The following is a 22181-nucleotide window of genomic DNA, read 5'->3' on the forward strand; positions in this document are numbered from 1 at the left end:
CGCGAATACGTAGTGTCAGTCGAGTATTTTTTGGCAGATGCACCGCTTTCGCGAGCAAGCCCGCTCCCACAAAGAGCAACAAATCATTGCATACAAAAAAAGCCCTGATCTCTCGATCAGGGCTTTTTCATGTCCACCGTGTAAACGCTCAGTTACAGGCCATTGGCAGCCTTGAACTCGCGACGACGACGGTGCAGAACAGGCTCGGTGTAGCCGTTCGGCTGTTTGGTGCCTTCGACCACCAGTTCGACGGCTGCCTGGAAGGCAATGTTGCTGTCGAAGTTCGGAGCCAGCGGACGGTACAGCGTGTCGCCGGCGTTCTGGCGGTCAACCACTGGCGCCATGCGCTTGAGGCTTTCCATGACCTGATCTTTGGTGACGATGCCATGACGCAGCCAGTTGGCGATGTGCTGGCTGGAAATACGCAGCGTTGCACGGTCTTCCATCAGGCCGACGTCGTTGATGTCCGGCACTTTCGAACAGCCGACGCCCTGGTCGATCCAGCGCACCACATAACCGAGAATGCCCTGGCTGTTGTTGTCCAGTTCGTTCTGGATCTGTTCGGCGGTCCACTGCGGGTTCACCGCCAGCGGGATGGTCAGGATGTCGTCCACCGAAGCGTGGGCACGTTTGGCCAGCTCGGCCTGACGGGCGAACACGTCAACCTTGTGGTAGTGCAGCGCGTGCAGCACAGCGGCGGTCGGTGATGGCACCCAGGCGGTGTTGGCACCGGCCAGTGGGTGAGCGATTTTCTGTTCGAGCATCGCAGCCATCAGGTCCGGCATCGCCCACATGCCTTTACCGATCTGTGCGCGACCTTGCAGGCCGGTGCTCAGACCGATATCGACGTTGGAGTTCTCGTAGGCGCCGATCCATTTCTCTGCCTTCATGTCCGCCTTGCGCACCATCGGGCCGGCTTCCATGGAAGTGTGGATTTCATCGCCCGTGCGGTCGAGGAAACCGGTGTTGATGAACACCACACGCTCGCTCGCCGCCTTGATGCAGGCCTTGAGGTTGATCGTGGTACGACGCTCCTCATCCATGATCCCGACTTTGAGGGTGTTGCGTGGCAGGCCCAGCACGTCTTCGATGCGACCGAACAGCTCGTTGGTGAACGCCGCTTCTTCCGGGCCGTGCATCTTCGGCTTCACGATATAGACCGAGCCGGTGCGGCTGTTCTTGCGCGAGCTATTGCCGTTGAGGTTGTGGATTGCCGAGAGGCAGGTCACCAGGCCGTCGAGAATGCCTTCCGGCACTTCGTTGCCTTGACTGTCGAGGATGGCGTCGATGGTCATCAGGTGACCAACGTTGCGCACGAACAGCAACGAACGACCGTGCAGGCTCAATTCACTGCCATCGACAGCGGTGTAGGTGCGGTCGGCGTTCATGGTACGGGTAAAAGTCTGACCGCCCTTGGCGACGCTTTCCGACAGATCGCCCTTCATCAGGCCGAGCCAGTTGCGGTAGATCACCACTTTGTCATCGGCATCGACAGCAGCGACGGAGTCTTCGCAGTCCATGATGGTGGTCAGTGCCGCTTCCATCAGGATGTCTTTGACGCCGGCCGCGTCGGTCTGGCCGACCGGGGTGCTGGCATCGACCTGGATTTCGAAATGCAGGCCATTGTTTTTCAACAGGATCGCGGTCGGTGCCGCGGCATCGCCCTGGAAGCCGATCAGTTGCGCGTCGTTGCGCAGGCCGGTGTTGCTGCCGCCTTTAAGGGTGACCACCAGTTTGCCGTCGACGATCTTGTAGCCGGTGGAGTCGACGTGAGAGCCGGCTGCCAAAGGCGCCGCTTCGTCGAGGAAGGCACGGGCGAAGGCGATGACCTTGTCGCCGCGAACCTTGTTATAGCCTTTGCCTTTTTCCGCGCCGTCGGCTTCGCTGATGGCGTCGGTGCCGTAGAGCGCGTCGTACAGCGAGCCCCAGCGGGCGTTCGAGGCGTTGAGGGCGAAGCGGGCGTTCATGACCGGCACCACGAGCTGTGGGCCGGCCATGCGGGCGATTTCGTCATCGACGTTTTGCGTCGTTGCCTGGAAATCGGCCGCTTCTGGCAGCAGATAACCGATGTCTTGCAGGAAGGCTTTATAGGCCACGGCGTCGTGCACCTGGCCGGCACGGGACTGGTGCCAGCCATCGATACGAGCCTGGAAATCATCGCGTTTGGCGAGTAGGGCTTTGTTCTTCGGCGCCAGGTCATGAATGACCTTGTCGGCACCGGCCCAGAACTTATCGGCGGTGAGGCCGGTACCGGGAATGGCTTCGTTGTTCACGAAGTCGAACAGGACTTTGGCGACCTGCAGGCCACCGACTTGAACGTGTTCAGTCATTGCTTGCCTCACTCTGCTCAGCTATTTCGCTTTTCAGCTCTTCAAATTAACAATGAAGCCTTTGGCCATTTAAACCACAAACCCCTCTACCAGTACATGCCCATGACAGGCGGCTGGGTTGGGACCAATCAACGGCTTGGGGCCTTGCTGACAGGGCTTTCAGGGTTGCGAACGTGCCTGCGGCAGACATCGATCCAACATTATGTAGTGAACTCTGCGGCATACTACATGATGAATTGCGGTTGTGAAAATTAGACTAATTACGTCGTTCTGCGACCCCATGACGCATTGCGGTCACGTCGGGGAGCGTGATGTTCTCAAAAAACCATTAGATTGTTCCAGTTAAATATAAAAAGTTGTACACGATTTGTTGAGCCTGCCGGATCGGCGGAGCCTTCATTCGCGAGCAAGCCCGCTCCCACAAGGACTGCGCATGACCCTGTGGGAGCGGGCTTGCTCGCGAAGAGGGCAGTCGATTCACCTTTGATTCCGGATCTGCCCAGGCACCTCCCATCCCTTGCCTATACTTGGTTCTCTATAACAAAAGTCATGACCAGAGGGCTGCGCCATGGACCATCTCGTACTCACCGTTTTCGCACCGGACAAGCCAGGGCAAGTCGAGCGCATTGCCCAATGCATTGCCGAGCACGGCGGCAACTGGCTGGAAAGCCGCATGTCGCGCATGGCGGGACAATTCGCCGGCATCCTGCGGGTGGGCGTGCCGGCCGAGGCCTACGACGAATTGGTCGATGCCCTGCAGGGTTTATCCGCCCAGGGCATTCGCGTGTTGGTCGCCGAAAGCAGTATCGAACAATCCTGCACCTGGAAGCCGATCGCCATGGAATTGGTGGGCAATGATCGTCCGGGAATCGTGCGTGACATCACACGCTTGTTGAGCGAACAGGGAGTGAGCCTGGAGCGACTGGTGACCGAAGTGCGCCCGGCACCGATGAGTAGCGAGCCGCTGTTCCACGCCGAAGCGATTCTTGCGGTCCCGCTGACGCTGTCGCTGGACGTGCTGCAATCGCGCCTGGAGACCCTGGCTGACGACTTGATGGTCGAATTGGTGCTGCGCAGTGAACCCTGATCAGGTTATCCAAGTTAAACGTGCACCTGCCTGTGGATAACCTGTAGAGACACCCCGCCAAGCCGCGCCGACCGGGGCTCGCCGGAAACTGATCAAAAAACCAGCAGTTTCAGCCACTTGCGCACAATCGGCGGGGATCACGCTGTGGATAACCTTGGGAAGGAATGAGGCAGGCCACGGAATACGTGGCCTGTAGAGAATTGAGTGTTTTTTGATCAGCTGCGGCGGCGCAAACTTATCCACGCATCGACGCTGTAAACCGCCAGACCGGCCCAGATAAACATGAACGCTACCAAGGTGCTGGACGACAGGTGCTCGCCAAACAGCAGTACGGCTTGCAGTAGAACCAGGGTTGGCGCCAGGTACTGAAGAAACCCCAGTGTCGTGTAGGGCAAATGCCGTGCGGCAGCGTTGAAACAGACCAGCGGTACCAGTGTGATCGGACCGGCGGCCACCAGCCACCAGGCTTCGGAGGTGGTCCAGAATTCGGCCTGGGCACTACTGGCTGCCGGATTGAGCAGCAACCAGCCGAGGGCAATCGGCACCAGCATCCAGGTTTCCACCACCAGCCCCGGCAGCGCCTTGACCGGCGCCTGCTTACGAATCAAACCATAGAAACCAAAGGTCAGTGCCAGCACCAGCGACACCCACGGCAGGCTGCCGACTTGCCAGACCTGCTGCGCCACACCTACAGCCGCCAGACCGACGGCAATCCATTGCATGCGTCGCAGCCGTTCGCCAAGAATCAGCATGCCCAGCAACACGTTCACCAACGGGTTGATGTAGTAACCGAGGCTGGCCTCCAGCATGCGTCCGTTGTTCACTGACCAGACGTAAGTCAGCCAGTTGGCCGCGATCAGTGCGCCGCTCAGGGCCAGGATCGCCAGCCGTCGCGGGTTTTCCCGCAGCTCGCGCCACCAGCCGGGATGCTTCCAGACCATCAGCAACAAGGCGCCGAACAGCGCGGACCACAGTACCCGGTGGATGATGATTTCCACGGCGGGCACACTGGCGATGGCTTTGAAATAAAGCGGGAAAAGTCCCCAGATGATGTAGGCACTCAGGCCCAGAATGTACCCGCGACGCGGGTTGGCGGCTTGCATGCAGAATCCTTGCTTAGGCAGCTAACAAAGAGGGGATTGTAAGGAGATTTGCCTGCGAATGTCCTGACCGAATAGGTTGGGCAATTGTGAACACAGAACCTGTGGGAGCGGGCTTGCTCGCGAATGCGTGGTGTCAGTCACTGCATGTTTCAACTGATAGACCGCCTTCGCGAGCAAGCCCGCTCCCACATGGGGTCTGTGTATGTCAGAAGAGTTTCAGCGGCTCTTCATTGAGCGCGGCCAACTGTTCGCGCAATGCCAGCACCTGATCACCCCAATATCGCTCGGTGCCGAACCACGGAAAACTGCGGGGGAATGCCGGATCGTCCCAGCGGCGGGCGAGCCAGGCGCTGTAATGCATCAGGCGCAAGGCGCGCAGCGGTTCGATCAAGGCCAGTTCACGCGGGTCGAAATCGTGGAATTCGTTGTAGCCGTCCATCAGTTCCGACAACTGGCTCAGGCAATCCTGACGATCGCCGGCGAGCATCATCCAGATGTCCTGAACCGCCGGCCCCATGCGGCAGTCGTCGAGATCGACGATATGGAACATTTCGTCGCGGCACATCATGTTGCCGGGGTGGCAGTCACCGTGCATGCGGATGTTCTGGTGCGGGGTGTTGCTGTAGGCATCTTCCACACGCTTGAGCAGGTCGCGGGCCACCGATTCGTAGGCCGGCAGCAGACTGCGAGGGATGAAGTTGCCGTCGAGCAAGGTCTTGAGTGAGTCATGGCCGAAATTTTTCACCGCCAGCGCTTCACGGTGCTCGAACGGCCGGGTCGAGCCGACCGCATGCAGGCGTCCGAGCAACTGGCCCAGGCGATACAGTTGATCGAGGTTGCCCGGCTCCGGTGCGCGGCCGCCGCGGCGGGGGAACAGGGTAAAACGGAAACCGTTGTGTTCGTGCAGGGTTTCACCGTTGTGGATCAACGGCGCCACGACCGGCACCTCGCAGTCGGCGAGTTCGGCGGTGAACTGGTGTTCTTCCAGAATCGCTTTGTTGCTCCAGCGTTGCGGCCGGTAGAACTTGGCGATCAGCGGCTCGGCGTCTTCGATACCGACTTGATAGACGCGGTTCTCGTAGCTGTTGAGCGCCAGGATGCGCGCGTCGCTGAGAAAGCCGATGCTTTCTACAGCATCGAGCACGAGATCTGGCGTGAGGGTTTCAAACGGGTGGGCCATGCTGACTCCTGCGCGCAGCAGGCTGCTGCGTCCGGCCAGGCATGGTAGCGCAGACGGCGCGGTTTTAGTGGTTGGGCTTGAGATGTGAGGTGTCCGGGCTGACGCCCTTCGCGAGCAAGCCCGCTCCCACAAGGACTACGTGAATCCCTGTGGGAGCGGGCTTGCTCGCGAAGAGGCCGGATCAGGCGCCGACGATCCCGCCATCTTCACGCGAGATGGCCATCACCGAAGACCGCGGCTTGCCATTGGGCAGATGCTCGGGGAAGGTCGAACCGCCGTTTTCGCCCGGATGCTGGATCCCGACAAACAGGGTTTTCTGGTCCGGCGAGAAGCTGATCCCGGTCACCTCGCAGCCCACCGGCCCGACCATGAAGCGGCGAATTTCGCCGGTTGCCGGATCAGCGCAGAGCATCTGGTTATTGCCCATGCCGGCAAAGTCTCCGGCGTTGCTCACATCACCGTCGGTCAGAATCCACAGGCGTCCAGCCTTGTCGAAGCCCAGGCCGTCCGGGCTGTTGAACATGTTCTGCGGTGTGATGTTCGACGACCCTGCCTTTGGCGTACCAGCATGCGCGCCCGGGTTGCCGGCCACCACAAACAGATCCCAGGCAAAGGTGTGCGAGGCGTGATCGTCGCGCTCGGTGCGCCAGCGCAGGATCTGCCCGTAGACGTTCTTCTCGCGCGGGTTCGGCCCGCCCACCGGTTGCCCGTCTTCGCCACGTTTGGCGTTGTTGGTCAGCGTGCAGTAAACCTGGCCATCCTTGGGGCTGACCACGATCCATTCCGGGCGATCCATGCGCGTGGCTTTCACCACACTGGCGGCGAGACGGGCGTGGATCAGCACTTCTGCCTGATCGGCAAAGCCGCTACTGGCGTCGATGCCGTTTTTGCCGTGGGTCAGTTCAATCCATTCACCCTGGCCTTTCGGGTGATCGGCGTTGCCGTCGCCCGCATCGAAACGCGCCACGTACAGCGTGCCGTGATCGAGAATGTCGCGGTTGGCCTTGGGGTTCTTGTGGTTGATCTTGTCGCGGCTGACGAATTTGTAGATGAACTCGCCGCGCTCGTCGTCGCCCATGTACACCACGGCATGGCCATCGCCGGTTTCGGCCAGAGCCGCGTTTTCGTGTTTGAAGCGGCCCAGGGCCGTGCGTTTGACTGGCGTCGACTGCGGATCGAACGGATCGATTTCCACTACCCAGCCGTGACGGTTGAGTTCGTTGGGGTTCTTGGCCAGGTCGAAGCGCTCGTCGTGTTGATGCCAGTTGATCTCTTTGCTGGTCACCACCGCGCCATAGCGTTTTTGCGCCGGGTCGAATTTCTGCTCGGCGTTGCTGCTGCCGAAGCAGTCGGTGAAGTTCTCTTCACAAGTCAGATAGGTGCCCCACGGTGTCTTGCCGTTGGCGCAGTTCTGGAAGGTGCCGAGGACGTTCTTGCCGTGGGGATCGGCGCTGGTCTTCAGCAGTGTGTGACCGGCGGCCGGGCCGCTCAGGCTGATCGGCGCATTGCCATGAATCCGGCGGTTGTAGCGCGAGCCCTGGACGAATTGCCATTGGCCGTTCTTGCGCTGCACTTCAATCACCGACACGCCTTCACAGGCCAGCGCCTTGCGCACGTCTTCCGCCGATTGCGGCATGCCGCCGTGGGCGTAGAGGTAGCGGTAGTTGGTGTATTCGTTGTTGATCGCCATCAGCGCCCGGTCTTTTTCGCCCGGAAATTCGAACAGGCTCATGCCGTCGTTGTTGTCGCCGAACTGGGCTTCCTGATGTTCGGCGCTGCCGTTGCCGCTCGGGTCGAACGCCGGGCCGTCCTTATGCAGAGGCTGGCCCCAACTGATCAGCACCGAGGACTTGTAGCCCGGTGGCAGGGTGATGGAGTCGCTGGTCGCGGCGGCAATGCTGTCGAAGCCCAGCAATTGGCTGTTACCGGCGCTGACGCTGGCGGCCATCACACTGCGGCTCAGCAGGTTGCCGCCGAGGAACATCGCGGCGCCGCACAGGGCACCTGCACTGATGAAGCCGCGACGGCTGAGGCCGACCATGGTTTCGAGGTCGGTGGACTGGTTTTCTTCTAATAGGCTCATTTCTGGCTCCCTGCGGTTTTGCAGACACCTTAATGGTGAGTAATGAACCTTTTGTTGCAGTTTTGCTTAAAGCGGCGTGCCCAGCAGAACCTTGGATGGCGAAAACTCCACGCGCACGGGTTTGCCGCAGGTCAGTCCCAATGCCTGCAGATGCGTTGGTTCGTCCAGCGCGCACAGGGTCAGGCCGTTAGGCAGGGTGATGCGCACCTCGCTGGGGCCATCGTCGGCGTCGAGAATCTTCTCGATGGTGCCTTTCAGGCAATTGTTTCCCGGCGTTTCGGCTGAATCGATCTCCAGCACATCGAGCCAGCCGGCCTTGATCAATGCCACGACTTCGGTGCCGATTTGCAGTTCCAGGCGCTCGGTGCTGTCGTGGGTGATTTGCGCATCGACGATCAAGCCTTCGGCGACTTCCAGGCGAATCAGGTCGTTGCACCCCTGGGGTTCGATCGCTATCACCTTGCCGTGCAACTGATTGCGCGCGCTGGTGCGCAGCATCAAGCGCCCGAGCAGGTTGAGGTCGCTCGTGTCTTCAGCGGCTTCCAGCACCTGGGCCTGTAAAGCTTGCAGCTTCTGGTACAGCCGCAACACTCGCTCGCCTTCATTGGACAGGCGTGCACCGCCACCGCCTTTGCCACCGACAATCCGCTCCACCAGCGGCTTCTGCGCCAGGTTGTTCAGCTCATCGATAGCATCCCAGGCGGCCTTGTAGCTCAGGCCTGCGCTTTTTGCCGCGCGGGTGATCGAGCCTTGTTCGGCGATGTGCTGCAACAGGGCAATGCGCTGCGGACGGCGGACGATGTGCTGGGACAGCAAGGTTGGCAAAGACATGGCAAGTCGCTTTGGGGGTGACGATGGTGAGGACGTTGGCCGCTTGGACCGCGCGAGTCAAGTCAGGGTGTCTCGCCGGGTTTGGGCGTGCGGGCCAGGCAATAGACGTCGACCCTCGCCGCACCGGCGTCCATCAGCAGGCGAGCCAGGGCCTGGGCCGTGGCACCGGTGGTCAGTACGTCGTCGACCAGGGCGAGGTGCCGGCCTTTGACGACGGCGCCGGGCGTCAGGGCGAAAGCGTTGCGCAGGTTGTTTCGGCGTGCTTCGGCGTTCAATGCCTGTTGAGCGTCGGTATCGTGGGTTCGTAGCAGCAAGTGTTCGGCGCAAGGGATATCGAGACTTGCACCCAGCCAGTGAGCCAGCATTGCAGCCTGATTGAACCCGCGCTTGCGCAGGCGCCGGCTGGCCAGCGGCACCGGGATCAGCGCATCGGGTTGCTGCAAATCGTCTTCGAAGCGATGTTGCAGATACTGAGCGAGGAGTTCGGCGAGCAGGCGGCCAAACGGCCACTTTGCATTGTGCTTGAAGCGGGTGATCAGGCTGTCGATCGGAAAGCTGTAGGTCCAGGGGACGATCACCTGTTCGAAAGCCGGTGGCTGCTTCAAGCAATGTCCGCAGGTCAGGCCCGCTGCCGGGAGAGGCAGGGCGCAGGTCTGGCAGTGCTCACCGAGCCAGGGCAACTCAATTTCGCAGGCCATGCAGACAGGCAGGGTGTTGTCGGCAGTTTGATCGCAAACAAGACAGGGTTGTTTGTTTTTTAACCAGATGTAAACCGGCCCTTCGTATCGTGGTTGACAGTGCATCGCTCTTCCTTAAATATGCCGAACATCCGTGTCGCGCCTGTGGGTATTCCATTCCCCAGTCGCTAGCCAAGCATAAATCAAAGGAAACGCCCATGAGTGCCAGCACCACTGCAACCCTGCGTCATGACTGGACTTTGGCCGAAGTCAAAGCACTCTTCGTTCAACCATTCAATGACCTGCTGTTCCAGGCGCAGACGGTGCACCGTGCGCATTTCGACGCCAACCGCGTCCAGGTGTCGACTCTGCTGTCGATCAAAACCGGTGCCTGCCCGGAAGATTGCAAATATTGTCCGCAGTCCGGTCACTACAACACCGGCCTGGAAAAAGAAAAGCTGATGGAAGTGCAGAAGGTTCTCGAAGAGGCCGCTCGCGCCAAGGCCATCGGTTCGACCCGCTTCTGCATGGGCGCGGCGTGGAAACATCCGTCGGCCAAGGACATGCCCTACGTACTGAAGATGGTCGAAGGCGTGAAAGCCCTGGGCCTGGAAACCTGCATGACCCTCGGTCGCCTGGATCAGGAGCAGACCGAAGCGCTGGCCAAGGCCGGCCTCGACTACTACAACCACAACCTCGATACCTCGCCGGAGTTCTACGGCAGCATCATCACTACCCGCACCTACAGCGAGCGCCTGCAAACCCTGGCGTATGTCCGTGACTCGGGGATGAAGATCTGCTCCGGTGGCATTCTCGGCATGGGCGAGTCGCTGGATGACCGCGCCAACCTGCTGATCCAGCTGGCCAACCTGCCGGAGCATCCAGAGTCGGTGCCGATCAACATGCTGGTGAAAGTCGCCGGTACGCCGCTGGAAAATGCCGACGACGTCGACCCGTTCGACTTCATCCGCATGCTCGCGGTCGCGCGCATCCTGATGCCGCAATCCCACGTGCGCCTGTCCGCCGGCCGCGAAGCCATGAACGAACAGATGCAGGCCCTGGCGTTCTTCGCCGGTGCCAACTCGATTTTCTACGGCGAAAAACTGCTGACCACCGCCAACCCGCAGGCCGACAAGGACATGCAACTGTTCTCGCGTCTGGGCATCCTGCCGGAAGCCCGCGAAGAACACGCAGACGAAGTGCATCAGGCGGCTATCGAGCAGGCGCTGGTGGAGCAGAAGAGCAGCGAGCAGTTCTATAACGCGGCGGTTTGAGTCTTCGCCCGATTCCTCTGAAGGAATGCAAAACACTGTGGGAGCGGGCTTGCTCGCGAATGCGGACTGACATTCAACATTGATGTCGACTGACACACCGCTTTCGCGAGCAAGCCCGCTCCCACATTAGATTGGGTTCAATTCTGATTTATGTGATCTGACTGTCTGAGGCCTGCATGTCTTTCGATCTCGCCGCACGCCTTGCTGCCCGTCGTGCCGAAAATCTCTATCGCCAGCGCCCGCTGCTTGAAAGCCCGCAAGGGCCGCAAGTGGTGGTCGATGGCCAGCCGCTGCTGGCGTTCTGTAACAACGACTACCTGGGCCTGGCCAATCATCCGCAAGTGATCGAGGCCTGGCGCGCCGGCGCTTCGAAGTGGGGGGTGGGCGGAGGGGCGTCACATCTGGTCATTGGCCATAGCGCCCCGCACCATGCCCTGGAAGAAGCCTTGGCCGACCTGACCGGTCGCCCGCGTGCGTTGCTGTTCACCACCGGTTACATGGCCAACCTCGGCGCGGTCACGGCGCTGGTGGGGCAGGGTGATACGGTGCTCGAAGACCGGCTCAATCATGCGTCGCTGCTCGACGCGGGGCTGTTGTCCGGTGCGCGGTTCAATCGTTATCTGCACAACGACCCGGTGAGCCTGGCCAAACGCCTGGAAAAAGCCACCGGCAATACGCTGGTGGTCACCGATGGCGTGTTCAGCATGGACGGCGATATTGCCGACCTGCCAGCGCTGGCCCGAGAGGCCAAGGCCAAAGGCGCCTGGTTGATGGTCGACGATGCTCATGGTTTTGGACCACTGGGCGCCAACGGTGGCGGCATCGTCGAGCATTTCGGTTTGAGCCAGGATGATGTTCCGGTGTTGGTTGGCACGCTCGGCAAAGCCTTTGGTACGGCGGGGGCCTTTGTGGCTGGCAGCGAAGAGCTGATCGAAAGTCTGATTCAGTTTGCCCGTCCCTACATCTACACCACCAGCCAGCCACCTGCGCTGGCCTGCGCCACATTGAAAAGCCTGGAACTGCTGCGCAGTGAACACTGGCGCCGCGAGCACTTGCAGACGCTGATCCGTCAGTTCCGCGACGGTGCCGAACAGATTGGCCTGGAGCTCATGGACAGCTTCACGCCGATCCAGCCGATCATGATCGGCGATGCCGGGCGTGCAGTACGCCTTTCGCAAATGCTGCGCGAGCGCGGGTTGATGGTAACCGCGATTCGCCCGCCTACCGTACCCGCCGGCAGCGCCCGACTGCGGGTCACGCTAAGTGCTGCCCACAGCGAGGCCCAGGTACAGCTATTGTTAAATGGACTGGCCGATTGTTTTCAACAACTGGGACCGGAGCCGAAGCATGCGTGATCGATTGATTCTGCTGCCCGGCTGGGGCCTTGGTGTTTCACCGCTGGAGCCTTTGGCGGCGGCCTTGCGTGGCCTGGATGAGCGTCTGCACGTCGAGATCGAGCCGTTGCCTGAGCTGGAGTCGAGCAATCCTGAAGAGTGGCTCGAAGAACTTGATTCGACATTGCCGCAAGACGCCTGGCTTGGCGGTTGGTCATTGGGCGGCATGCTCGCCTGCGAACTGGCGGCCCGGCGTGGCGATCGTTGCTGTGGTCTGTTCACCCTGGCCAGCAACGCGTCTTTTGTCGCGCATGAACATTGGGCAAGCGCCATGGCCGGGGAAACTTTCGATGCGTTTCTGGCGGGATGTGGAGCCGATCCGCGCGCGACGTTGAAACGCTTTTCACTGCTCTGCGCCCAAGGTGCCGAAGACCCGCGCGGGTTGTCGCGGTTGTTGCTCGGTGGCGCGCCGAATACCGCCGCGCCGGTGCTGCTGAGTGGTCTGCAAGTGCTTGCGCAACTGGATACACGGCAGGCACTGCAATCGTTCCGCGGTCCGCAACTGCATTTGTTCGCCGGCCTCGACGGGCTGGTGCCGGCGCAAGCGGCGGGTGAGCTGTTGGCATTGTTGCCGGATGTCGAAATCGGTCTGATTGAACAGGCCAGCCACGCGTTTCTCCTGGAAGATCCCCACGGTGTGGCGGGGGCGATCCAGGCCTTTTTGCATGAGTCCGGCGATGACTGATCTATCCTTACCCAACCTGCCCGGCGGCTTGCCCGACAAACGCCAGGTAGCTGCATCATTCTCCCGCGCGGCGCAAAGCTACGACAGCGTGGCCGAGTTGCAACGTGATGTGGGCAGCCAATTGCTCGGGCGCTTGCCGCAGGATTTTGTACCGCAGTGTTGGCTGGATCTGGGCTGCGGCACCGGGCATTTCAGTCGTGCCTTGGGTGAGCAATTTCCGGGCAGTCACGGTGTGGCGCTGGACATCGCCGAGGGCATGCTCAACCACGCCCGGCCATTGGGCGGTGCCACGCACTTCGTGGCCGGCGATGCCGAGTGTTTGCCACTGCAGGATTCGACCTGCGACCTGATCTTCTCCAGCCTGGCGGTGCAGTGGTGCGCCGACTTCGACTCGGTGCTCAGTGAAGCCTGTCGAGTACTGAAACCGGGTGGCATTTTTGCGTTTGCTAGTCTTTGTGCTGGGACGTTGTTTGAATTGCGCGACAGCTGGCGGCAGGTCGATGGCATGGTGCACGTCAACCGCTTCCGGGAGTTTGGTGTTTATCAGCAGTTGTGTGCGGCCAGCGGCTTGAGGATGGTCAGTCTGCAAAACCAGCCGCATGTGCTGCATTACCCGGATGTGCGCAGCCTGACCCATGAACTCAAGGCGTTGGGTGCGCACAATCTCAATCCCGGGCGGCCGGGTGGCTTGACCGGCCGGGCACGGATTCTGGGGCTGATCGAGGCTTATGAGCAGTTTCGTCAGGCCCAGGGACTGCCGGCGACTTATCAAGTGGTGTACGCCGTTTTGGAGAAGCCCTTATGAGCGCAGCCTATTTCATCGCCGGCACGGATACCGATGTCGGTAAAACCACAGTCGCCGCGGGGCTGTTGCATGCGGCGCGTTCGGCGGGTTTGAGCACGGCGGCGGGCAAGCCGGTCGCTTCCGGTTGCGATGTGACGCCCAAGGGCCTGCGCAACGCCGATGCGCTGGCGTTGCTGGCGGAGTGTTCGCTGCCGCTGACGTATGCTCAGGTCAACCCGGTGGCCTTCGAACCGGCCATTGCTCCGCATCTGGCGGCGCGAGAGGCTGGCGTGGCGCTGACGGTGCAATCGTTACTGGCGCCGATGCGGCAGATTCTGGGCCTGCAGGCGGACTTCACCCTGATCGAAGGCGCCGGCGGCTGGCGTGTACCGCTGGCGGACCAGGACAATCTCTCGGACCTCGCCATTGCGTTGCAGTTACCGGTGATCCTGGTGGTCGGCGTGCGGCTGGGGTGTATCAGCCATGCCTTGTTGACCGCCGAAGCGATTGCCCGGGATGGTTTGCAACTGGCGGGATGGGTGGCCAACATCATCGACCCGAAAACATCGCGGCTGGAAGAAAACCTCGCCACCCTTGCCGAGCGCCTCCCGGCGCCGTGCCTGGGGCGCGTGCCTAAACTCAAGGCCGTTACGGCCGAAGCAGTGGCAGAGCACTTGCAACTGGACCTGTTGGACTGACATTTTCGCAATGCGGGTTTTGCCTATGATAAGGCACTGTGCCATTAGTGTTTTTGTCGGGTGTTTTGCCGGCCACTCTGCTTCAATGGCCGCTGTCGATCCATTGAAAGGACGGGTTTCCCTTGGAAATCTCAGGAAACACCGCTTTTTATGCCGGTCTGAGCACTCTTCAGGCAGGGCAGAACCGCGTCGATCTAGCCGCCGGGCAGATCGCCAACACGACGATCGAACGTTCGGTCACCAGCCAGTCCTCCGAGGTGCAAGTCGATCGTCTGCGGTCGGTTGATCGCAGCCAGCAATCGGACCTGGCCAGCAACGTGGTCGAAATGGCCCAAGGCAAGATTCAGGCAGAACTGGGCGTGAAAGTCGCCAAGGCAGCCGATGAAGTGCTCGGAACATTGATCGATACCTACGCTTGATTCCTCGCTGATACCGCACCCTCAACGCCGCGCCTGTTCGCGGCGTCTTTCTGCGTAAGTCTTTCTTCCTCAACTAATCTTTTCTGTGCGGCGGGCTGCCTTGAAAGCGCAGCTGCGTTGTCGTGTGCCTGTGTGTCCGATCCTGCGATGACGAACGGCAAAAGATCGACGCTTGACAAGATTTCGGCGTAAACGTATGTTTCAAACAACTGTTTGATCGCAACAACAAATCAACGCGGTCGTTCATTCCCGGTTACATCAGCAGAGGTTTATCGCTATGCCTGACTACAAGGCCCCCTTGCGTGATATTCGCTTCGTTCGTGACGAACTGCTTGGCTACGAAGCGCACTATCAGAGCCTGCCGGCGTGTGCCGACGCAACTCCGGACATGGTTGACGCCATTCTTGAGGAAGGCGCCAAGTTTTGTGAGCAGGTGCTGGCTCCGCTGAACCGCGTGGGCGACATCGAGGGTTGCACCTGGAGCGAGTCCGGCGTCAAGACCCCGACTGGCTTCAAGGAAGCCTACAAGCAATTCGTCGAAGGCGGCTGGCCAAGCCTGGCCCACGACGTAGAGCACGGCGGTCAGGGCCTGCCGGAGTCTTTGGGGCTGGCGATCAGCGAAATGGTCGGTGAATCCAACTGGTCGTGGGGCATGTACCCAGGCCTGTCGCACGGTGCGATGAACACCATCTCCGAGCACGGTACCCCTGAGCAGCAAGAGGCTTACCTGACCAAGCTGGTTTCCGGCGAATGGACCGGCACCATGTGCCTGACCGAACCGCACTGCGGCACCGATCTGGGCATGTTGCGCACCAAGGCCGAGCCTCAGGCCGACGGCTCCTACAAGGTTTCTGGCACCAAGATCTTCATCTCGGCCGGTGAACACGACATGGCCGACAACATCGTCCACATCGTACTGGCCCGCCTGCCGGATGCACCGGCTGGCACCAAAGGCATCTCCCTGTTCATCGTGCCGAAGTTCCTGCCGAACGCCGATGGCTCGGTTGGCGCACGTAACGCCGTGTCCTGTGGTTCCCTGGAACACAAGATGGGCATCCACGGCAACGCCACCTGCGTGATGAACTTCGACGGCGCTACCGGTTTCCTGATCGGCCCGGCGAACAAAGGCCTGAACTGCATGTTCACCTTCATGAACACCGCACGTCTGGGTACCGCTCTGCAAGGTCTGGCCCACGCCGAAGTCGGTTTCCAGGGCGGCCTGAAATACGCTCGCGACCGTCTGCAAATGCGCTCGCTGACTGGCCCGAAAGCACCAGACAAAGCCGCTGACCCGATCATCGTGCACCCTGACGTGCGTCGCATGCTGTTGACCATGAAGGCCTTCGCCGAAGGCAACCGTGCGATGGTTTACTTCACTGCCAAGCAAGTCGACATCGTCAAGTACGGTGTGGACTCCGAGGCGAAGAAGAAAGCCGACGCATTGCTGGCTTTCATGACGCCAATCGCCAAGGCGTTCATGACCGAAGTCGGTTTTGAAGCGGCCAACCACGGCGTGCAGATCTACGGTGGTCACGGCTTCATCGCCGAGTGGGGCATGGAGCAGAACGTTCGCGACAGCCGTATTTCGATGCTGTACGAAGGCACCACCGGTATCCAGGCACTCGACCTGCTGGGGCGTAAAGTGCTGATGACCCAAGGCGAGGCTCTGAAAGGCTTCACCAAGATCGTCCACAAGTTCTGCCAGACCAACGAAGGCAACGAAGCGGTTCAAGAGTTCGTCGCTCCGCTGGCTGCACTGAACAAGGAATGGGGCGAACTGACCATGAAGGTCGGTATGGCCGCCATGAAAGATCGCGAAGAAGTCGGTGCGGCCTCCGTGGACTACCTGATGTACTCCGGTTATGCCTGCCTGGCCTACTTCTGGGCTGACATGGCGCGTCTGGCTGCCGAGAAACTGGCTGCCGGCACGTCCGAAGAGGCCTTCTACACCGCCAAGCTGCAGACTGCGCGCTTCTACTTCCAGCGCATCCTGCCGCGTACCCGCACTCACGTTGCAACCATGCTGTCGGGCGCCAACAACCTGATGGACATGAAAGAAGAGAACTTCGACCTGGGCTACTAAGCCTCAACGAAGTGCTTGAAAAAGCCGCTGTTCCTTCGGGACCAGCGGCTTTTTTGCTTTAAGGGTTGCCCGTGGAATTAATGTTTGTAACGCCCTTTGAAAAATACCTCAGTAATTCACTCAGCAACTCGGGCTTTCTGCCGTTACAGTAGTGGGCACATTGCCATCTATTGATCTGACGGGTCGGAGCTTTACCCTTGCCGCGCTCATCTGCTGTACGTTTCAGTCATTTCCTGCCGTCATTACTGCTGTTGCTGGCGGGGCTTGCGGCTGCGTACATCAAGGATCTGAACGTCTTCTTCACGTCACTGTTCAACGTGCTGCCCACCCTGGTGTTGTTGCTCGGCGGTGCCTATTGCGCGGTGTACCGACGCCAGCGTGAACTGTTTCTGATGGTCACGGTGTACATCGCCTACTTCCTGCTCGACACCCAGACCGACTATTACCGCGACAACGGCAAGGTGCGTGACGATGCCGCCGTGGTCTTTCATCTGTGTTGCCTGCTGCTGCCGCTGCTGTTTGGAGTGTTTGCGGCGTGGCAGGAACGCACCCATCTGTTCCAGGACATGGTGGCGCGTTTCGCCGTATTGCTGGCGGTCGGCAGCGTGGCACTGGGGCTTGAGCAAAGTTATCCACACGCGCTGCTCATCTGGCTGTCGGAGATTCGCTGGCCTGCCTTGCATGGCGCCTGGATGAGTCTGATCCAGTTGTCCTATCCGGTGTTCATTGCCGCGTTTGTGCTGCTGGCCTGGCAATACTGGCGCAACCCGCGACCGTTGCATGCCGCGCAATTGGTGGGGCTGCTCGGCCTGTTCTGGATGTTGCCAAAAACCTTCATCCTGCCCTTCACCCTCAACATCATGTGCAGCCAGGTGATGCTGATGATCGCCGCGGCCGTCGCCCACGAGGCTTATCAAATGGCCTTCCGCGACGAACTGACCGGGCTGCCGGGCCGTCGTGCGCTGAATGAACGCATGCAACGGCTGGGGCGCAATTACGTGTTGGCCATGAGCGACGTCGACCATTTCAAGAAATTCAACGATACCCACGGCCACGACGTCGGCGACCAGGTGTTGCGGTTGGTGGCCAGCAAACTGTCGAAAATCGGCGGTGGCGGTAAGGCGTATCGCTATGGCGGCGAGGAATTTGCCCTGGTGTTTGCAGGCAAGACCCTCGAAGAGTGCATGCCGCACCTGGAAGTCATCCGCGAGTCCATCGCCACTTACAACATTCAACTGCGTAATCAGGAAAACCGCCCGCAGGACGACAATCAGGGGCGCCAGCGGCGTGCCGGTTCCGGTGCGTCGAGTGTATCGGTGACGGTCAGTATCGGCGTTGCCGAACGGATCGATCAGCGTGCCCCCGAAGAGGTGCTCAAGTCCGCTGACCAGGCGCTTTATAGCGCCAAGGGCGCCGGGCGCAACTGTGTGATCGCGTTCGGGCAGAATCGCCGTGGTGCCGTGCGCATGGACGCCGCTACGGTTGAGTGATGATGGCGCATTCAGCGAGCGGAAAGTGATTGTGAGGTAGGGGCGACGGCAGTAGGTTGGAGAAATCTGCCGACGGAGAATGACCATGCCCGAGTACAAAGCTCCCTTGCGCGACATGCGCTTTCTGATCGATCACGTCTTCGACTTTCACAGTAGCTACGCCGCGTTGGGAGCCACGGATGCCAGCCCGGACATGGTCAATGCGATCCTCGAAGAAGGCGCGAAATTCTGCGAAAACGTGCTGTCGCCGCTCAACCGCAGCGGCGATGAAGAGGGTTGCCATTTCGACAATGGCGTGGTCACCACGCCGGCGGGCTTCAAGCAGGCATTCGCACAATATGTCGAGGGTGGCTGGCATGGCCTGGCGGCGGATCCGGTTTACGGCGGTCAAGGGCTGCCGAGCTCTCTGGGCCTGGTCATCGGCGAGATGGTGGGTTCCAGCAACACCTCGTGGGGCATGTACCCCGGCCTGACCCACGGTGCGATGTCGGCGATCCACGCCCATGGCACCGAGGAGCAAAAGCAGACCTATTTGAAGAAGCTCACCGCTGGCCAATGGACCGGCACCATGTGCCTGACCGAAGCCCATTGCGGCACTGACCTGGGCATCATCAAGACCCGCGCCGTGCCTGCGGCCGATGGCAGCTATGCGATCTCCGGCAGCAAGATCTTCATCTCGGCCGGCGAACACGACATGAGCGCCAACATCATTCATCTGGTGCTGGCGAAATTGCCGGACGCACCGGCCGGGACCAAGGGCATTTCGTTATTTATCGTGCCCAAGTTCCTGCCCGACGCGACGGGCGAAGCGGGTGAGCGCAATGGCGTGTCCTGCGGCTCGATCGAACACAAGATGGGCATCAAGGCCTCGGCCACCTGCGTGCTTAACTTCGACGCGGCCAAGGGTTTCTTGATCGGCGAGCCGAACAAGGGCCTGAACTGCATGTTCACCATGATGAACCACGCGCGGTTGGGCACCGGCATGCAGGGTCTGTGTCTGGGCGAGGCGAGCTTCCAGGGCGCGATCAAATACGCCAACGACCGTTTGCAGATGCGCGCGCTGACCGGCCCGAAAGCGCCGGAGAAAGCCGCCGACCCGATCATCGTGCACCCCGATGTGCGGCGAATGTTGCTGACCATGAAAGCCTTCAACGAGGGCAACCGCGCGCTGACCTACTTCACCGCGCAGTTACTGGACGTGGCGCACCTGAGTCCGGATGAAACGGCGCGTCAGGACGCCGAAGACTTGCTGGCGTTCCTCACGCCGATCTGCAAAGCCTTCATGACCGATACCGGCCTGGAAGTGACCAACCACGGCATGCAGGTATTTGGCGGCCACGGGTTCATTCGCGAATGGGGTATGGAGCAACTGGTGCGTGACTGCCGGATCGCGCCGATCTATGAGGGCACCAACGGCATTCAGGCGCTGGACTTGCTTGGGCGCAAGGTACTCGGCAGTCAGGGCAAGTTGCTGCGCGGCTTCACCAGAATCGTCCACAAGTTCTGCGTGGCGAACGCCGAGCATCCACAATTGGCCGGGTACGTGGCACAGCTCAATCAACTGAATCAGCAGTGGGGTGAGTTGACCGTCAAGGTCGGGATGGCGGCGATGAAAAACCCGGACGAAGTCGGTGCCGCGTCGGTGGATTACCTGATGTACAGCGGTTACATCATCCTCGGCTACCTGTGGCTGCGCATGGCGCTCGTGGCTCAGGCGCAGCTTGATGCCGGCAATGGCGATGGCGACTTCTGTCGGGGCAAACTGGCGACCAACGAGTTTTACTTCAAGCGCCTGTTGCCACGCACTGCCGCTCATCGGGCGGCCATCGAAGCGGGGAGCGATTGTCTGATGCAACTGCCGGCGGAGCTGTTCGCGCTTTAGTCATGTAAATCCGCTACAAAGAAGCTCGCCTTGTGCGGGCTTTTTTGTTGATGACTAAAAATTACAAAACGGTCATGAGCTGACCCTATGTGTCACAAAAGTTGTTGGGGTACACTCCGACCCAACGAAAACACTCTTCCTGTGAATCACCTGTATAGATCTTGCGAGGTTTGCCATGGCTGACTACAAAGCGCCCCTGCGCGATATGCGCTTCGTCCTCAATGAAGTTTTCGAGGTCGCCAAACTCTGGGCCGAACTGCCTGCACTGGCTGAAACCGTCGATGCAGAAACGGTCGAAGCCATCCTGGAAGAAGCCGGCAAAGTCACCAGCAAAAGCATCGCACCACTGAGCCGTGCCGCGGACGAAGAAGGTTGCCATTGGGCGGACGGTGCCGTCACCACGCCGGCAGGTTTCCCACAGGCCTATCAGACCTACGCTGAAGGCGGTTGGGTCGGTGTCGGCGGTGATCCTGCCTACGGCGGCATGGGCATGCCCAAAGCCGTTTCGGCCCAGGTCGAAGAAATGGTCAACTCCGCCAGCCTGTCGTTCGGTCTGTACCCGATGCTGACCGCCGGCGCTTGCCTGTCGATCAACGCCCACGCCAGCGAAGAGCTGAAAGCGGCGTACCTGCCGAACATGTACGCCGGTATCTGGGCCGGTTCCATGTGCCTGACCGAGCCACACGCCGGTACCGACCTGGGGATCATTCGGACCAAGGCCGAGCCTCAGGCCGACGGTTCCTACAAGGTCAGCGGCACCAAGATCTTCATCACCGGTGGCGAACACGACCTCACCGAAAACATCATCCACCTGGTGCTGGCCAAGCTGCCGGATGCACCGGCGGGGCCGAAAGGCATTTCGTTGTTCCTGGTACCCAAGTTCATGGTCAATGCCGATGGCAGCCTGGGTGCGCGCAACCCGGCCAACTGTGGTTCGATCGAACACAAAATGGGTATCCAGGCGTCCGCGACCTGTGTGATGAACTTCGATGAAGCCGTGGGTTACCTGGTCGGCGAGCCGAACAAAGGCCTGGCGGCCATGTTCACCATGATGAACTACGAGCGACTGGGCGTCGGTATTCAGGGCCTGGCCACTGGCGAGCGCTCGTACCAGAACGCCGTGGAATACGCCCGTGACCGTCTGCAAAGCCGTTCGCCGACTGGCGCGCAGAACAAGGACAAAGTGGCTGACCCAATCATCGTCCACCCGGACGTGCGTCGCATGCTGCTGACCATGAAAGCCTCGAACGAAGGGGGCCGTGCGTTTTCCACCTACGTGGCCATGCAACTGGACACCGCCAAGTTCAGCGAAGACGCCGCCACCCGCAAGCGTGCGGAAGATCTGGTGGCGTTGTTGACCCCGGTGGCCAAGGCGTTCCTGACCGACCTGGGCCTGGAAACCACCGTTCACGGCCAGCAGGTCTTCGGCGGCCACGGTTACATCCGTGAGTGGGGCCAGGAGCAATTGGTACGCGACGTACGCATCACCCAGATCTACGAAGGCACCAACGGCATTCAGGCGCTGGACCTGGTCGGGCGCAAGATCGTGGGTAGCGGCGGGGCGTTCTACAATCTCTTCGCTGACGAGATTCGTCACTTCACGGCCACAGCCAGTGCAGACCTCGCAGAGTTCACCAAGCCACTGAACGATGCAGTGACCACTCTGGATGAACTGACCGCGTGGTTGCTTGACCGAGCGAAGACCAATCCGAACGAAATCGGCGCGGCGTCGGTCGAGTATCTGCAGGTGTTCGGTTACACGGCTTACGCCTACATGTGGGCTCTGATGGCCAAGGCAGCTTTTGGCAAGGAAGCGCAAGACGATTTCTACGCCAGCAAACTGGGTACGGCACGGTTCTATTTTGCCCGTCTGTTGCCGCGCATTCACTCGTTGAGCGCGTCGGTGAAGGCCGGTAGCGAATCGTTGTTCCTGCTGGACGCAGGACAATTCTGAGGAAGTAATGTCTTGTAAGCATTCTCTTACATAACGTGCTGCTGTTCTCCCATAGATGCAAATTGGATCCACAGCTAATCTACTTCACATGGACGTAGCGCAGGAAGCGCAAAGCAACAACAGGGACACGTAGGATTCTGCCAGGACGGCGGAGTGAAATGGATGTCAGGGAAACAGTCTGCAAAAACCCCGCTTCGGCGGGGTTTTCTTTTGCCCGAAGAAAAGTT

17 protein-coding genes are annotated in these 22181 nt (G+C 60.2%); 11 read left to right on the top strand and 6 right to left on the bottom strand.

All coding sequences use genetic code 11. The features are described from left to right. Positions 1-152: 152 nt before the first annotated feature. A complete protein-coding gene (locus ABIA48_RS17150; protein WP_429490166.1) occupies positions 153-2330 on the bottom strand; it encodes a malate synthase G in 2178 nt (725 codons plus the stop codon). Between the two features lie 568 nt (positions 2331-2898). Here ABIA48_RS17150 and ABIA48_RS17155 point away from each other — a divergent pair. After that, positions 2899-3417 (top strand): glycine cleavage system protein R, encoded by a 519-nt coding sequence (locus ABIA48_RS17155; protein WP_007994389.1) that lies wholly within the window; start codon positions 2899-2901, stop codon positions 3415-3417. A gap of 215 nt (positions 3418-3632) precedes the next feature. Here the strand turns inward: ABIA48_RS17155 and rarD are convergent, their stop codons facing one another. The 5 genes from rarD to ABIA48_RS17180 all read right to left on the bottom strand — a co-directional run bounded on the left by rarD (position 3633) and on the right by ABIA48_RS17180 (position 9417). Beyond that, complete coding sequence (gene rarD, locus ABIA48_RS17160) at positions 3633-4520, bottom strand: EamA family transporter RarD (RefSeq protein ID WP_277532446.1); 888 nt, start codon at positions 4518-4520, stop codon at positions 3633-3635. 205 nt (positions 4521-4725) lie between these two features. Further along, positions 4726-5700: a serine/threonine protein kinase gene (locus ABIA48_RS17165; protein WP_429490168.1), complete on the bottom strand. Its 975-nt coding sequence runs from the start codon at positions 5698-5700 to the stop codon at positions 4726-4728. Between the two features lie 181 nt (positions 5701-5881). Beyond that, the gene (locus tag ABIA48_RS17170) at positions 5882-7783 is read right to left on the bottom strand and encodes a PhoX family protein (RefSeq protein WP_429490170.1); all 1902 of its coding nucleotides are present in this window, start codon (positions 7781-7783) and stop codon (positions 5882-5884) included. A 66-nt stretch (positions 7784-7849) separates the two neighbouring features. After that, a complete protein-coding gene (locus tag ABIA48_RS17175) occupies positions 7850-8614 on the bottom strand; it encodes a TOBE domain-containing protein (RefSeq protein WP_429490172.1) in 765 nt (254 codons plus the stop codon). A 62-nt stretch (positions 8615-8676) separates the two neighbouring features. Beyond that, a complete protein-coding gene (locus tag ABIA48_RS17180) occupies positions 8677-9417 on the bottom strand; it encodes a ComF family protein (protein ID WP_429490173.1) in 741 nt (246 codons plus the stop codon). 92 nt (positions 9418-9509) lie between these two features. Here ABIA48_RS17180 and bioB point away from each other — a divergent pair, with 92 nt between their 5' ends. The 10 genes from bioB (at position 9510) to ABIA48_RS17230 (ending at position 21954) form a co-directional block, all read left to right on the top strand. Beyond that, positions 9510-10565, top strand: a complete 1056-nt coding sequence (bioB, locus tag ABIA48_RS17185; RefSeq protein WP_007981424.1) for a biotin synthase BioB — start codon at positions 9510-9512, stop codon at positions 10563-10565. Between the two features lie 176 nt (positions 10566-10741). Then, positions 10742-11920: an 8-amino-7-oxononanoate synthase gene (bioF, locus tag ABIA48_RS17190; protein WP_429490175.1), complete on the top strand. Its 1179-nt coding sequence runs from the start codon at positions 10742-10744 to the stop codon at positions 11918-11920. Next, complete coding sequence (locus tag ABIA48_RS17195; protein WP_429490177.1) at positions 11913-12644, top strand: alpha/beta fold hydrolase; 732 nt, start codon at positions 11913-11915, stop codon at positions 12642-12644. The genes bioF and ABIA48_RS17195 overlap by 8 nt, the downstream gene beginning before the upstream one ends. Continuing rightward, entirely contained in the window at positions 12637-13449 is an 813-nt protein-coding gene (gene bioC / locus ABIA48_RS17200) for a malonyl-ACP O-methyltransferase BioC (protein WP_429490179.1), read from the top strand. The genes ABIA48_RS17195 and bioC overlap by 8 nt, the downstream gene beginning before the upstream one ends. Next, positions 13446-14126, top strand: a complete 681-nt coding sequence (bioD, locus tag ABIA48_RS17205; protein WP_008000737.1) for a dethiobiotin synthase — start codon at positions 13446-13448, stop codon at positions 14124-14126. Before bioC ends, bioD begins: the two co-directional genes overlap by 4 nt. Before the next feature lie 122 nt (positions 14127-14248). Continuing rightward, positions 14249-14545, top strand: a complete 297-nt coding sequence (locus ABIA48_RS17210) for a pyrroloquinoline quinone biosynthesis protein PqqE (RefSeq protein ID WP_310056390.1) — start codon at positions 14249-14251, stop codon at positions 14543-14545. Between the two features lie 277 nt (positions 14546-14822). Next, on the top strand, positions 14823-16628 hold the full coding sequence (locus tag ABIA48_RS17215) for a phenylacyl-CoA dehydrogenase (RefSeq protein ID WP_429490181.1): 1806 nt from the start codon (positions 14823-14825) through the stop codon (positions 16626-16628). Positions 16629-16825: 197 nt separating this feature from the next. After that, positions 16826-18118: a GGDEF domain-containing protein gene (locus ABIA48_RS17220; protein WP_429490183.1), complete on the top strand. Its 1293-nt coding sequence runs from the start codon at positions 16826-16828 to the stop codon at positions 18116-18118. Between the two features lie 85 nt (positions 18119-18203). Continuing rightward, complete coding sequence (locus tag ABIA48_RS17225; protein ID WP_429490185.1) at positions 18204-20000, top strand: acyl-CoA dehydrogenase C-terminal domain-containing protein; 1797 nt, start codon at positions 18204-18206, stop codon at positions 19998-20000. 175 nt (positions 20001-20175) lie between these two features. Further along, the gene (locus tag ABIA48_RS17230) at positions 20176-21954 is read left to right on the top strand and encodes an acyl-CoA dehydrogenase C-terminal domain-containing protein (protein ID WP_429490187.1); all 1779 of its coding nucleotides are present in this window, start codon (positions 20176-20178) and stop codon (positions 21952-21954) included. The last annotated feature ends 227 nt before the right edge of the window (positions 21955-22181 follow it).

It is taken from the genome of Pseudomonas sp. S30_BP2TU TE3576 (assembly GCF_050436025.1).
Lineage (GTDB): Bacteria > Pseudomonadota > Gammaproteobacteria > Pseudomonadales > Pseudomonadaceae > Aquipseudomonas.

Bases quoted from the DNA above. Each gene is read 5' to 3' on its own strand.
- ABIA48_RS17150 (WP_429490166.1), bottom strand. From the start codon at position 2,330: ATGACTGAACACGTTCAAGTCGGTGGCCTGCAGGTCGCCAAAGTCCTG.
- ABIA48_RS17155 (WP_007994389.1), top strand. From the start codon at position 2,899: ATGGACCATCTCGTACTCACCGTTTTCGCACCGGACAAGCCAGGGCAA.
- rarD (WP_277532446.1), bottom strand. From the start codon at position 4,520: ATGCAAGCCGCCAACCCGCGTCGCGGGTACATTCTGGGCCTGAGTGCC.
- ABIA48_RS17165 (WP_429490168.1), bottom strand. From the start codon at position 5,700: ATGGCCCACCCGTTTGAAACCCTCACGCCAGATCTCGTGCTCGATGCT.
- ABIA48_RS17170 (WP_429490170.1), bottom strand. From the start codon at position 7,783: ATGAGCCTATTAGAAGAAAACCAGTCCACCGACCTCGAAACCATGGTC.
- ABIA48_RS17175 (WP_429490172.1), bottom strand. From the start codon at position 8,614: ATGTCTTTGCCAACCTTGCTGTCCCAGCACATCGTCCGCCGTCCGCAG.
- ABIA48_RS17180 (WP_429490173.1), bottom strand. From the start codon at position 9,417: ATGCACTGTCAACCACGATACGAAGGGCCGGTTTACATCTGGTTAAAA.
- bioB (WP_007981424.1), top strand. From the start codon at position 9,510: ATGAGTGCCAGCACCACTGCAACCCTGCGTCATGACTGGACTTTGGCC.
- bioF (WP_429490175.1), top strand. From the start codon at position 10,742: ATGTCTTTCGATCTCGCCGCACGCCTTGCTGCCCGTCGTGCCGAAAAT.
- ABIA48_RS17195 (WP_429490177.1), top strand. From the start codon at position 11,913: ATGCGTGATCGATTGATTCTGCTGCCCGGCTGGGGCCTTGGTGTTTCA.
- bioC (WP_429490179.1), top strand. From the start codon at position 12,637: ATGACTGATCTATCCTTACCCAACCTGCCCGGCGGCTTGCCCGACAAA.
- bioD (WP_008000737.1), top strand. From the start codon at position 13,446: ATGAGCGCAGCCTATTTCATCGCCGGCACGGATACCGATGTCGGTAAA.
- ABIA48_RS17215 (WP_429490181.1), top strand. From the start codon at position 14,823: ATGCCTGACTACAAGGCCCCCTTGCGTGATATTCGCTTCGTTCGTGAC.
- ABIA48_RS17225 (WP_429490185.1), top strand. From the start codon at position 18,204: ATGCCCGAGTACAAAGCTCCCTTGCGCGACATGCGCTTTCTGATCGAT.
- ABIA48_RS17230 (WP_429490187.1), top strand. From the start codon at position 20,176: ATGGCTGACTACAAAGCGCCCCTGCGCGATATGCGCTTCGTCCTCAAT.